This is a genomic window from Saprospiraceae bacterium (genome assembly GCA_026129545.1).
Classification (GTDB): domain Bacteria; phylum Bacteroidota; class Bacteroidia; order Chitinophagales; family Saprospiraceae; genus M3007.
The window spans coordinates 1,538,402-1,550,904 of sequence record JAHCHX010000001.1 but is presented as its reverse complement, the minus strand read 5'-3'; the positions used below and the strand labels follow the sequence as shown (position 1 = coordinate 1,550,904).

Annotated in this window: 10 protein-coding genes; 7 read left to right on the top strand and 3 right to left on the bottom strand. The window is 55.3% G+C overall.

Annotated features, from left to right (window positions below):
• Positions 1 to 43 precede the first annotated feature (43 nt).
• The 3 genes from KIS77_05775 (at position 44) to KIS77_05765 (ending at position 8,021) form a co-directional block, all read left to right on the top strand.
• Positions 44 to 331: a hypothetical protein gene (locus tag KIS77_05775; protein MCW5921833.1), complete on the top strand. Its 288-nt coding sequence runs from the start codon at positions 44 to 46 to the stop codon at positions 329 to 331.
• Positions 332 to 385: 54 nt separating this feature from the next.
• Positions 386 to 7,150, top strand: coding sequence for an HYR domain-containing protein (locus KIS77_05770; GenBank protein ID MCW5921832.1), 6,765 nt, complete (start codon positions 386 to 388; stop codon positions 7,148 to 7,150).
• A gap of 457 nt (positions 7,151 to 7,607) precedes the next feature.
• Positions 7,608 to 8,021, top strand: coding sequence for a DoxX family protein (locus KIS77_05765; GenBank protein MCW5921831.1), 414 nt, complete (start codon positions 7,608 to 7,610; stop codon positions 8,019 to 8,021).
• Here KIS77_05765 and KIS77_05760 read toward each other — a convergent pair whose 3' ends face one another.
• Positions 8,022 to 8,825: an SDR family oxidoreductase gene (locus KIS77_05760; protein MCW5921830.1), complete on the bottom strand. Its 804-nt coding sequence runs from the start codon at positions 8,823 to 8,825 to the stop codon at positions 8,022 to 8,024.
• 59 nt (positions 8,826 to 8,884) lie between these two features.
• Positions 8,885 to 9,517: a DNA-3-methyladenine glycosylase 2 family protein gene (locus KIS77_05755; protein MCW5921829.1), complete on the bottom strand. Its 633-nt coding sequence runs from the start codon at positions 9,515 to 9,517 to the stop codon at positions 8,885 to 8,887.
• 56 nt (positions 9,518 to 9,573) lie between these two features.
• Here KIS77_05755 and KIS77_05750 point away from each other — a divergent pair, with 56 nt between their 5' ends.
• The 4 genes from KIS77_05750 to KIS77_05735 all read left to right on the top strand — a co-directional run bounded on the left by KIS77_05750 (position 9,574) and on the right by KIS77_05735 (position 11,951).
• A complete protein-coding gene (locus tag KIS77_05750) occupies positions 9,574 to 10,524 on the top strand; it encodes a 1-phosphofructokinase family hexose kinase (protein ID MCW5921828.1) in 951 nt (316 codons plus the stop codon).
• A 195-nt stretch (positions 10,525 to 10,719) separates the two neighbouring features.
• Complete coding sequence (locus KIS77_05745; GenBank protein ID MCW5921827.1) at positions 10,720 to 11,310, top strand: adenylate kinase; 591 nt, start codon at positions 10,720 to 10,722, stop codon at positions 11,308 to 11,310.
• A gap of 78 nt (positions 11,311 to 11,388) precedes the next feature.
• The gene (locus KIS77_05740; protein MCW5921826.1) at positions 11,389 to 11,703 is read left to right on the top strand and encodes a hypothetical protein; all 315 of its coding nucleotides are present in this window, start codon (positions 11,389 to 11,391) and stop codon (positions 11,701 to 11,703) included.
• 71 nt (positions 11,704 to 11,774) lie between these two features.
• The gene (locus KIS77_05735) at positions 11,775 to 11,951 is read left to right on the top strand and encodes a hypothetical protein (GenBank protein ID MCW5921825.1); all 177 of its coding nucleotides are present in this window, start codon (positions 11,775 to 11,777) and stop codon (positions 11,949 to 11,951) included.
• Between the two features lie 188 nt (positions 11,952 to 12,139).
• Here KIS77_05735 and KIS77_05730 read toward each other — a convergent pair whose 3' ends face one another.
• Positions 12,140 to 12,370, bottom strand: coding sequence for a hypothetical protein (locus KIS77_05730; protein ID MCW5921824.1), 231 nt, complete (start codon positions 12,368 to 12,370; stop codon positions 12,140 to 12,142).
• Positions 12,371 to 12,503: the final 133 nt, after the last annotated feature.

Genomic DNA, 12,503 nt, shown 5'->3' with positions numbered 1-12,503 from the left:
GGGAATCCCCAAACCCGCGGGCGAAAATTGGAAGCCTGAAAACGTGGCTGTTGCTGCACTCAATCAGCAGATTGTGGCGATGGACCAGCAGCTGCTCGGGCCGCCAAACGAACCACTGCTTTACAAGCGCAAATTCTATGGCATCATCGTCTTCAATCTGGAGCAAGGCCAATCAGTGTACAATGCTGTCAATGATTCTTACCTGAAGTTTGTTTCGCAAGGCAGCCATGGTGTCTCTGCATCGGGTCAGGTTGAAATCCCCAACCCACTTTCCGTCGCGGTGTGGCAAGGCTATTATCAGGAAGTGACTATTTTGCTACAGAATGACTAAGTCGCTCATTCTGAACGCTAATCAATCATCTTTCATCATTAAACAATAATTCTCATGATTAAGAAATTTACGCAAAGCATATCATCAAATGCTTCGCTATATGCCACCAAGTGGCTTTTGGTGCTTGGCCTGCCGTTTTTGGCTTGTCAAGTGGCCAATGCTCAATTGCCTTATGTGGCTACTGCTTGCGCCGACCCTTATGTGGTAGCGCAAGGGCAGGCAGGCACCACTCTTATTGGTACGGGCGACGACGTTCAGTTTACGGTCGCATTGCCATTCACATTTGCCTTTTATGGCATCAACTACACCCAAATCAGGGTCAGTACCAACGGCTTTATCGTATTCCAGCCGGGTACCGACCGCGGGTTGGGCAACGTCGCGCTTCCCACAGCAACTGCTGGTGCGGCACTGTATCCTTTCTGGGACGACCTCATCGCCAGCGCGGTGGCCGCGCCGCTTTCGGGTGTGTACCAACGTGTGGATGGCGTAGCCCCCAACCGTATTTTCACTATCGAATGGTTTGAAATTGGCCACTTTGCCGCTGTTGCGGGCCAACACATTACTTTCCAAACTCGCTTGTTTGAAAATGGCAACAGAATTCAATTCAAGTATCTGGACGTAGTGTTTGGTGGTTCTCAGTCAGGCTTCGACAATGGTCTGAGTGCCACTGTGGGTCTTGAGGGCGAATTGCCTGCTCCGCGCCCATTCACGCAAGTGGGCTTCAACTCAAACTTCTTGACCAACGGCCAGTGCATTGAATTTGTGCAGCCAGCGGCTTGTATCCCCATTGCTGGTCCGACTCAAAACGTAGGTACCACATTGGGCACTTGCGTAGGTTCGGCAACGGTTGCTATCCCGACTTTCAACCCTGCTGGCTGTGCCGACGGCACGTCGGTAGGCCTTCGTTATAGTGTGAATGGCGGTCCATTCATCGTCGTTCCGTTGCCAGCTGCTAACGTGACCATCACGGGCTTGCCAAAGGGCACCAATGTCATCACATGGCAGACGTTTGTCATCTCCAACAACGCGACCTCTGGCACGGCCACGCAAATTATCAACGTGGCTGACAACGAGCCACCAGTGATTGTGTGTCCCTCCAATGTCACAATCAATCTACCTCCCGGGGCTTGTACGGCACTGTTTAGCTACATTGTGCAAGCAACGGACAACTGCCCTGTGACTGCAGATGCCTCTGTTGCCAACCTAATCACCGCCGACCCCGGCTTTGGTCAGGCTGGTCACATGTTTACGGTGGAGAACCTTCAACCGTTCCCTATCACCATCAACAGCTTTGATTTCAATATCCGTCCAGGTTTGGCCTCCATCACGGTGGAGGTGTGGGCCACCACTACGGCTACCACCCACGTCGGTAACCAGACCAACCAAGCTGCATGGACGAAAATTGGTCCTAATCAGGTACTCAATGCTCCGTTCGTTCTGCTAAACCTCAGAAATGTTAGCGCAGCGCCAGGTATCGTGATTCCGGCCAACTCTTCGCGCGGTATTTATGTGACTTCCCAACAGTTCTTCGCGGGTGGCCCCTTGGTCGCTCAGATGGGACAGACTGGGTTCATTCAGGATGCCAATATTCGTATCAACAAGACAACGGGCAACTTGGTTAACTATCCATTTGGTACGCCCAACGTATTCCCGGACTTCATCTTTAGTGGCCGTGTCAACTACAGCTTCGCCGTTGACCCGCTTTCGCTGATTGCTGGCTTGCCTTCTGGCTCAGAGTTCCCGATTGGGACTACGACCAATATCTGGAAAGCAACTGACCTTGCTGGCAACATGAGCACATGCTCTTTCACGGTCACGGTGAACGAATTCCCGAACCCTATCACTTCGCTCGTTTGCAATGACTGGGTGAACGTGTCGCTGGATGCATCCTGCACCATGACACTCAATGCTGACCAAATCCTCGAAGGCGGTCCTTATGGCTGTTACAATGATTATATTGTTCAGTTGGACAAAGTACCGCCTTTCGGCAATGGCCCGTGGGTACCCGGCGTGTTGGGACCTCAAGACATCGGCAAAACCTACGCCGTGCGCGTGGTGGACCCCGAAACTGGCAACAGCTGCTGGGGCAACCTGCTCGTCGAAGACAAGTTGGCTCCAGTATTGGTTTGCACCAATAAAACGGTAGCATGCAACTCGGACTTGAATCCTGCCGCACCCTCCGTGCCCATTACTGCTTCGGGTAGCGCCAACTTTTCGATATTGGATGCCACCACCACCACCACTAACATCAATATCCCTGCAAGCGCAACTATCACGGATGTGAATGTGGTGTTCCGTACCAACCATACTTGGGTCGGTGACATCAGCGCCCGTTTGACTTCGCCTTCCGGAACGGTGGTTCAGTTATTCGACCGTCCGGGTGTGCCCGCGACGGCATTGGGCTGTGCCAATGATGGTATTGATGTCGTTTTTGATGACCAAGCTACACTTACTGCTGCTCAATTTGAAAACACTTGCAATGCTACACCTCCTGCTATCGGCCCGGGCACTTATCGCTCCATTGACCCGTTGGCAAACTTCAATGGTCAGAATGCAAGTGGTACTTGGGTGCTCACAGTAGTGGATGCTGTTGGTGGCGATGCTGGCCCAGTAAGCTTTGTTCAAATTAACATTGCTGGTGTTTCTCAAAGCCCCGGCTTCCCGAATAACTTGCAACTCAACGTGAACGTGTTCCCTGCTGGCGGCGGCAATTATGTTGTGCCTGCTGGGGCTGGTTCACCTGCTTTGGAGAACTGCTCCGATGTGACCTTGAGCTATCTCGACACAGAAGTGGCACAAGACTGCGCTTCTGGCTTGACGAAGAGAGTGAATCGCAAATGGACGGCTGTGGATGCTTCCGGCAACACAAAAACTTGCCTCCAAGTGATTAGCCTCCAGCGTCCTAATTTGAGCGACGTGGTGTTCCCGCCTGACTACGACGACGTTGATGCCCCGGCGCTTCCCTGTACTGCTGGCTACCCCACACCGCAGTACATCCAAGGCTTGGGCTTGCAAGGCTCCCCAACGGTGTTTGGTAGTTCTGATGGCTGCACCATCAACTGGACCTACATAGACACCCGCATAGACATCTGCGACGGCACTTACAAAGTCCTACGCGAATGGAAAGTGATTGACTGGTGCGTTGGTCAGTTCTTGCTGCACAACCAAATTATCAAGGTGCTCGACAAGACCGGCCCCGCCATCTCGTGCCCCGCCGACCTGACGGTCTCGACCGACCCGTTCTCGTGCTGCGCCATCGTGAACCTTCCCGACGTGATTATCCGCGACAACTGCTCGCGCATCAACAACATCGGCGGGATGATAATCGGCATAGACCCGTTCACGCTGGACACCATCGGGATGTTCCCCATCGGCGGCCAGCTGACCAACTTCCCGGGCAACAACCTGTGGGACCTCGACACGTTGGGCGCCTTTGGCCTGACGCCGTGCCTGCCCGCCGGCACGCACACGGTCATCTACCAGGCCGAGGACGACTGCGGCAACACCTCGACGTGCTCGTTCCGCCTGACGGTTCGCGACTACGTTCCGCCGGTGGCGGCCTGCACCGAGTTCACGGTGGTGAGCATCGGTGTTGACGACCCGTACGACTGCTACGGCCCCGGGGGCTTCCTGGGCGTGCCGCCCGCCCTGGGCGACTGCGAGTTTGGCGGCGTGACGTGGGTGAAGGCCTCGACGTTCGACCAAGGCTCGTACGACAACTGCAACAACATCAAGTTCACGATACAGCGGATGGCGCCGTACTCTGACTGCATCAACTCGCTGAACTCCATCAACGGCTTTTTGCCGTGCGACGACCAGTTCCCGGACTTCCCGAGCGAGTTCGAGCGCGCGGTGGCGGAACAGGACTCCATCAAGTTCTACTGCTGCGAGGTAGGCACGACGCAGACGGTGATACTGCGCGTGTACCAGTTGGACGCCTTCGGCAACTTCGCCATCGGCCCCGACGGCACTCCGATACACAACACCTGCATGATAGACGTGCTGGTTCAGGACAAAATCAAGCCCGTGTGCATCTCGCCGGCGAACGTGACGGTCTCGTGCGAGGCCTTCGACCCGAGCCTGTGGGCGTACGGCAAGCCGACGGTGCAGGACAACTGCTGCCTCGACGAGAACCGGGTGTACCAGGGCCAGTGCGGCCTTGAGCACTCGGCGAGCTACGCGCTGTTCGACACGCTGTGCAACCGGGGCACCATCACGCGGACGTTCCGCGTGTACGACTGCCACGGCCAGTCCACGCAGTGCACGCAGCGCATCGTGGTGACGTACGAGCAGGACTACTGGATACGGTTCCCCAACGACGTCATCGTGACGGTGTGCGACGGCACGGGCAACTACGGCGCGCCGACGTTCAACGGCGCCCAGGACTGCGAGCTGCTGGGCGTGTCGTTCGAGGATCAGGTGTTCACGGTGGTTCCGGACGCCTGCTTCAAGATAGAGCGGACGTGGACCATCATCAACTGGTGCACCTACAACCCGAACGCCAACTGCGTGACGGTTCCGAACCCGGAGCCGAACGCGACGGCGAACTCACCGCAGAACCTGACGGGCCCGACGGTGTCGCCGTGCGGCACGCCCGCCCCGTGGGCTCCGACGAACGTGGCCATCGCCCCCGGCCAGGCGCCGACGAACTTCTGCACGTTCTGGTCCGCGACGGCGAACTGCTACCGGTACAAGCAAATCATCAAGATAATAGACAACCAGAAGCCGACGGTTGACTGCCCGGCCTCCCCGGTGGAGTACTGCGACCTGTCGGCGAACGACCCGCTGCTGTGGAACCAGTCGTACTGGTGGGACGGCGTGTCGCACGACCTTTGCGAGGGCGACGCCCCGCTGAGCATCACGGCGACGGACGCCTGCTCCGGCGCGAACGTGAACATCACCTACCTGCTGTTCCTCGACTTGGACGGCGACGGCTCGATGGAGACGGTGGTGTCGAGCAACAACCCGCCGGCTCCCGGCACGGTGAACTACAACAACCTCGGCACGCCGAACTACTCTGGCGGCACGCCGCGGGTGTTCGACGGTCGCCCGGTTCCGGCCGCGCAGGTGTACCGCTGGGCGGTGCACTACACGACGAGCGGCACGTCCCGCACGGCTGCGGTGCAGTGGAAGACACAGGCGCAGCTGCCGACGCCGGCCAACCCGAACGGCACGTCCGGCGTGGTTCCGCAACTGCCCTACGGGACGCACAAAATCAAGTGGACCATCTCCGACGGCTGCGGCAACGAGGAGACTTGCGAGTACCACTTCGTGGTGAAGGACTGCAAGGCCCCGACGGTGGTGTGCCTGCACGGCCTGTCGGTGAACATCATGCCGACGAAGATGATAACGCTGTGGGCATCCGACTTTTTGCAGTACGGCGAGGACAACTGCACGCCGTCGAACCTGTTGAAGTACGGCATCCGCAAGGCTGGCCAGGGCACGGGCTTCCCGGTCGACGCGCAGGGCAACCCCATCACGTCGGTGACGTTCACCTGCGCGGAGCTGGGCCAGCAGCCGGTGGAACTGTGGGTGCAGGATTTGGCGGGCAACGCCGACTTCTGCCTGACGTACCTTGACGTGCAGGACAACGCGGGCAACTGCGGCAACAACAACATCAACGTGGCCGGCGCGCTGAAGACCGAGGACGCGCAAGGCCTCGAGGACGCGAACGTGAACCTGCAGAGCGGCGCGATGAGCCACTTCGCGATGACGGACGCCGACGGCAAGTACCAGTTCAACGGCCTGGTGGCGCAGAACGCGCCGTACACGGTGACGCCGACGAAGGACGACAACCCGCTCAACGGGGTCTCGACGTTCGACCTGGTGCTCATCTCGAAGCACATCCTGGGCCTCGAGCCGTTGAACAGCCCGTACAAGATGATAGCGGCGGACGCGAACAAGTCGAACTCCATCACGACGTTCGACATCGTGGAGCTGCGCAAGCTCATCCTCGGCATCTACACCGAGCTTCCGAACAACACCTCTTGGCGCTTCGTGGACAAGTCGTTCGCGTTCCCCAACCAGGCCAACCCGTTCCAGACGCAGTTCCCCGAAATCAAGACGGTGAGCGGCTCCGCGGTTGACCAGTTGAACGAGGACTTCGTGGCGGTGAAGGTTGGCGACGTGAACGGCACGGCGATACCGAGCTCGCTGCTGTCAGGCGACGACCGCACGGCCGGCACGCTGCTGTTCGACGTGGACGACCGCGAGTTGCGCGCGGGCGAGTTGGCGACGGTGACGTTCCGCGCCGCCGAGCGCGTGCAGGGCTGGCAGTTCACGCTGAACCTGTCGGGCCTCGAGGTCGCCTCCATCGAGGAGGGCGAGAAGGTGCGGGCGTCGAACTTCGGCGTGTTCGCCGACGCGCTGACCACTTCTGTTGACGGCGACGCGGCCGAGTTCTCGGTGACGTTCCGCGCCGTGAAGGCCGGCCGCTTGAGCGAGATGCTGGGCGTTTCGAGCCGCATCACGCGGGCGGAGGCCTACTCGCTGTCGAGCGACCGCATGGAGGTGGCGCTGCGCTTCAACGGCGCGGGCGGCGCGACCATCGCGGGTGTCGGCTTCGAGCTGTACCAGAACCAGCCCAACCCGTTCGTGAACAAGACGGTCATCGGCTTCCACCTGCCAGAGGCGGCGGATGCCACGCTGACGGTGTTCGACGAGAGCGGCCGCCTGCTGTTCGTGCAGAAAGGCTCGTTCGCCAAGGGTCACAACGCCATCGCCGTCGACCGCGCCCTGCTGGGCACCAGCGGCCTGATGTACTACAAACTGGAGACCTCCACCGACTCGGCAACCAAGAAAATGGTGCAGACGAAGTGAGTCTCTGACTGAGGCAAGAAGTGGGGGGGCAAGCGATTGCCTCCCCGCCTCTTCGCCTTGATAGAGAAAAAAGCATGAGGCGGTGGACGAGCCGACCGCCTGACGGATTGTCCGGGAAGCGATTTTCAAAGACACATACTTTAAAATCGGTTTTTGGGATGGCCTCTCTCCTAAAGTTGGAGGGGGGCTTTTTTTGTGGGAAAAAAGATGGATTAGAGAGGGTTGGGGTGTTTCAAATTATCGTAATTGTAGCCCGGAGATGTTCCGCTATACATTCCGCGACGATTTGCAGGGGGGGGAGGTGCACAAGGAGCCTAAGACGATAACAGTACTACCTCTGGTGGATGATGCTAATTTAAAAGGCCAAAAGAATGACTGATAAATTGCGCTACCTTCGCCACTGCTTTAAGCCAAATTCTTAACCATAACACGGCTGGCTGTTTGCTGGCAATGCTTTATGCGCGACGTTATTGATTTGATTGGAAGAATTTTTCTCGCCACGATTTTCATTTTTGAGGCGATTGATTCCATGCTTTATTTTGACAAAACAAAGCAGACAATGGCTGAAAATGGTATCAACTGGAGCCAAGATTTTTTACTGTACGGCGCTATTTTTTTGCTGGTAATGGGTGGATTGATGGTGTTGACGGGCTACCGCTCGACTCTTGGCGCTATTATGCTGCTCGTCTATTGGGTGCCTGTCACTTTTATTCTGCATGACTTTTGGAATGCCTCAAAGGCGGAGTTGAGAGAGGAGAGCATTTTGTTTATGAAGAATATCGCCATCATCGGTGGCCTACTGATGCTGGCGGGCAAGGGAAGTGGTAGATATAGCATCAAAAAGCTGTTGGCCACTACTCGTGTAAAGTGATTACATGACTTTTGCTCGTTTGATGAGGCGAGAAAAATAGGCTGGGAAAAAACGCTTAACATACACACCTAGCACTTCTTTCCCACCGAAATAGGCTTCTTCTTTGCCTCGCTCGATAGCTCGCAACACCTTGGCAGCCAACACTTCTGGAGCCATCCCTTTGTCCGTGGCCTCGTCCATTTTGTTTTGTTTGGAACCATCAGCGGTCAGGGCATTGATGCTGACATTGGTTCGGACAAAACCGGGGCAGATGAGCGTGACTTTGATGGGGGTGTCTGCAAGCTCGGCACGGAGGCTGTCGAAGAAACCATGTAGCGCGTGTTTGGAGGCTGCGTAGGAAGAGCGCATGGGAGAACCAAATTTGCCGGTCAGGCTGGTGATGGTGACTATGTGCCCAAGCCGGTGTGTCAACATATTGGGCAACAGGGCTTTGGTGAGCATGATAGTGCCGAAGTAGTTGATGTCCATTATTTTTTTGTCCACATCAAGCGCCGTGTCTTTTGCCAAAGACCGCTGCGATATACCCCCGTTGTTAATCAGGATGTCCACCTTGCCTACTTGTCGGACTACTTTTTCGACGATGCCCGAAATAGCATCATGTTGTGCCAAATCAAGTGGTACGACCATGATGGATGCGGCACCCGATTTGGCACATTCAGCCGCCACCCGATTGAGTTCCTTTTCATTGCGGGCAGAAATGATGAGGTGTGCGCTGTGCTCGGCAAAAGCAAGTGATAGAGCCTCCCCAATCCCAGAGGATGCGCCCGTGACCCACACACGTTTATTTTTGAAAAAGCTGGCCATGTGGTAGTGTAGTACTAATGTGAGAACGAGATGTTGACGGCATGGGGGGAGGCGTTTGCTCAGGGGTTTCTTTTTCGCTCGCAAAGATAGAAATGCCACAACATTCGCGTCCCTACGCTGCGCCATGGGCGCCAATGATGGGTGGCTGCTTCAAAGTCGTCGTGTTTGGGGCGTTTGGGGAGGCGGTTTAGCACGCGGAAGGCTTCTTGCATGGCGATGTCGCCTTTGGGCAAAATATCGGGGCGAAGCAGACATTCAGACAGGTAAATATCGGCGGTCCAGTCACCGATACCTTTTAAGCGTTTCATCTCTGCTCGGGCCTCGTCGTCGCGCAAAGTGGCGAGTAAATCAAAATCAAATGTTTGGGCTAAAACGGCTTCGGCAAGTGCGCGAGCATACATTGTTTTTTGACGACTAAATCCAATGTCGCGCAAGGCTGAATCGTCGAGCAGGAGAAATGCGTCGGGGGTGATGTCAACCAGTTTGTTTTTTAAACGTTGGAATGCGGCATTGGCAGAGGCGAGTGACACCTGTTGTTCCAAAATGATGTGAACCAAGGTGGAAAAACCCGGCTTCCGCGACCAAAGCGGCGGATATCCGTACTTTTCCAACACGAATGCCAGCGCCGCATCTCGTGCGGCCAGCCAGTGCGAAGCTTCTTTAAGGCTCGTTTCGTCAAGTTTGACTATCATTGCAAGCGACAAAAGAAACGCAGATTTCAAAAATTGTTTGAAAAAATACTCGAACCGTGAAAATTGTTACGCTTACCCTTAATCCGGCGCTCGATAAAAGTAGCAGCGTCGAGCGTCTTGTCCCTGAATCCAAACTGCGCTGCGGCCCGCTGCAGCTCGATGCGGGTGGTGGTGGCATCAATGTCTCCAAGGGCATCCACAAGCTCGGCGGGCGCAGCACGGCGGTGTTTCCTTCGGGCGGGGCCACCGGGCTTCGATTGCAGGCTATTTTGCAGGAAGCAGGTGTCGAGATGCGTGTACATGCCGTGCCGGGCGAGACGCGCGAGAATTTTTCGGTGACGGAGACTTCCACCAATCTTCAATATCGGTTCACCTTGCCCGGCCTTGACGTTGAGGAATCACAGGCGGACACGATGCTCAACATCGTCGCACAATTGCAACCTGATTACTTGGTGGCGAGTGGCAGCCTTCCGCCTGGGCTGCCTGTGACTTATTATGAGAAAGTGGCTGCGTTTGCGAAAAAAATCAACACTCGTTTTGTGCTCGACACTTCGGGGGCCGCTCTAAAGGCTGCTGCTGACGAGGGGCTGTATTTGTTGAAGCCCAATCTCGCCGAATTGAGCGCATTGGTTGGGGTGGAGAAGCTGGAAATGAATCAGGTGGACGACGCGGCGCTCGAAGTGATACAGCATGGCAGCTGCGAGGTGGTCGTAGTGTCGCTCGGGGCACAAGGTGCCTTGTTGGTCACTCGAGATGGCTTTGAGCACATCCCGGCACCGCCCGCGAGAAAACGGAGCACCGTGGGAGCGGGCGATAGCATGGTGGCTGGCATGGTGTGGGCGCTCAGCGAAGGCAAGACATTCCACGACATGGCGCAGATAGGCGTGGCTTGCGGCACAGCGGCCACTATGAATCCCGGCACGGAGCTGTTTCACAAGGCTGATGTGGAAAAATTGTTGGGTTGGATTAGGGAGTACGGCGAACGGTATCGTTTTCGTGATTTTTGAAATTAAAAGTTGCTTTCTAACTTTGCGCATCGAATCGGTTCCCGTCCTTGCCATTTTCCACCACCCAAAACTGCCCCATCTTCGACGTGAAGGGTTCAGTAGAACCCTCTGCGAAGCCTTGACGGAGCTAATACGCACTTCTTTTTTAAATCTTGATACCCCCGGAATCTTATGTATCGAATCCTCGAACACACTATGATCAACCTTGTACTCTTTGGCCCGCCCGGTTCTGGCAAGGGCACTCAAGCCCAAAAAATTATCGAGAAATACGGACTTGTCCATATTAGCACGGGCGATTTGTTTCGATATGAAATGAGTCACGACACCCCGCTCGGACAGCAAGCCAAGGCCTATATCGCCAAAGGCGAATTGGTGCCGGATTCCGTTACCATCGGAATGTTGCGCAACAAAGTAGAGGCGCACCCCGATGCAAAGGGCTTCATTTTTGATGGCTTCCCGCGCACGATTGCGCAAGCGGAGGCGCTTGATACGTTGCTTTTGGAGAAAGGCACCGCCGTCATGGCGCTCATCGCCTTGCAGGTGCACGACCAAGAAATCGTGAAACGCATCAAACTGCGCGGAGCCACGTCGGGTCGCACTGACGACTCGGACGAGGAGATTATTCGCAATCGTATCTCGGTCTATAAAAACGAGACCTCACCAGTGTTCGACTATTATGCTTCCAAGGGCAAAAGCCACAGCGTCAATGGGATAGGCAGCATTGACGAAATCTTCGGACGCTTGGTGGATGTGATTGACCAAACGGCCGTTGCCGCAAGAGCCTAAAAGTTTTGCGGGCGAATTGACCAAAACCCGCTACTTTTGGGCATCCCTCGACCCAATCGTTCACCCAACAGAATGAATATGGCGTTACCGACCAACCCTTTGCAAGCATTTTGGCAAAACCTGCCCGCGCCCCTGCAAAACCGCTATTATCTCACGCTGGTCATCTTTTTCTTCATCATGATTTTTCTCGATCGGCATAGCGTCTGGACGCAGTATCGCCTTTATCGCGCACAGCACCGCTTGGAGGCCGACAGGGCTTTTTATCAAGAAAAAATAAAGGAAGCAAAAGAAGAAGCCGACGATTTTGAGTTGACCAAAGAAAAATTTGCTCGCGAACACTATTACATGAAGCGCAGCAACGAAGATGTTTATATCATACAAGAAGCCAAATAACCTTTTGTCGCTAGCGACTTTAATAGAGTTGTTGCGGTGGAGGGGCCGTGATGAGGGGGAGGATGTGAAATATGGCACACCTCCACCTCAAACCACTCTGCTATCTCTTCGTATCGCTTTCGCGCCAAGCACTGCGCCTGCATATCCAGCCGCCGGTACGCCTGCAGGCCAAGAAAAAGATCTTCCAGCGTCCGCTGTTTCTCCTCGTGTTGGCCGTTGAGCCGCAGCAACTCGTATTCGGTAGCTAATGTTGCCTAATACCTGCCCATTTGGTGTGGGGTTTCGGAGCCCATTTCTAAGACATTATGCTTTGCATTGTCTTCATAAGATGTTCCAAGATATGGGCCGTCATTACCACAATCTGGGTCATACCATGTTGAATCGGCAGTCGCAGATTTATTTCTATCTCGCATCTCATGCCCACCATTTAGAAATGTTATGATGCTCGTGCAGGCAACCCATATCCTGCTTTTGAAAACTCGCAAGAGTTGCTGGTATCTTGGCCAATACCGTCGCCGACACAACCGCTCGAGTCACGGTCGTGCAGTATGAAATGTCTATTGAAGTTGTCTCGATATTGCCAATACTTGGCGGTCATGGCTTCAAACGGAGCAGAACAGTTGCCCTGCACGGCGAAACCCAAAGCGGCTATACCTCGTGCCGCCAAGTTTTCAGCATGGTTGGAAGGATGAGATCACGTTTACTAAACTTCAAAAGTTTAGTAAACGTTACCCTAGACGATGCTGAAAACTTGGCGGCGCGAGGTGTAGCGAGCCTTTTCATGTCCGCAAAATTTCTGA

Excerpts from the sequence above, each read along its gene's own strand:
- KIS77_05770 (MCW5921832.1), top strand. The coding sequence starts at position 386 with ATGATTAAGAAATTTACGCAAAGCATATCATCAAATGCTTCGCTATAT.
- KIS77_05765 (MCW5921831.1), top strand. The coding sequence starts at position 7,608 with ATGCGCGACGTTATTGATTTGATTGGAAGAATTTTTCTCGCCACGATT.
- KIS77_05760 (MCW5921830.1), bottom strand. The coding sequence starts at position 8,825 with ATGGCCAGCTTTTTCAAAAATAAACGTGTGTGGGTCACGGGCGCATCC.
- KIS77_05755 (MCW5921829.1), bottom strand. The coding sequence starts at position 9,517 with ATGATAGTCAAACTTGACGAAACGAGCCTTAAAGAAGCTTCGCACTGG.
- KIS77_05745 (MCW5921827.1), top strand. The coding sequence starts at position 10,720 with ATGATCAACCTTGTACTCTTTGGCCCGCCCGGTTCTGGCAAGGGCACT.
- KIS77_05740 (MCW5921826.1), top strand. The coding sequence starts at position 11,389 with ATGGCGTTACCGACCAACCCTTTGCAAGCATTTTGGCAAAACCTGCCC.
- KIS77_05735 (MCW5921825.1), top strand. The coding sequence starts at position 11,775 with ATGGCACACCTCCACCTCAAACCACTCTGCTATCTCTTCGTATCGCTT.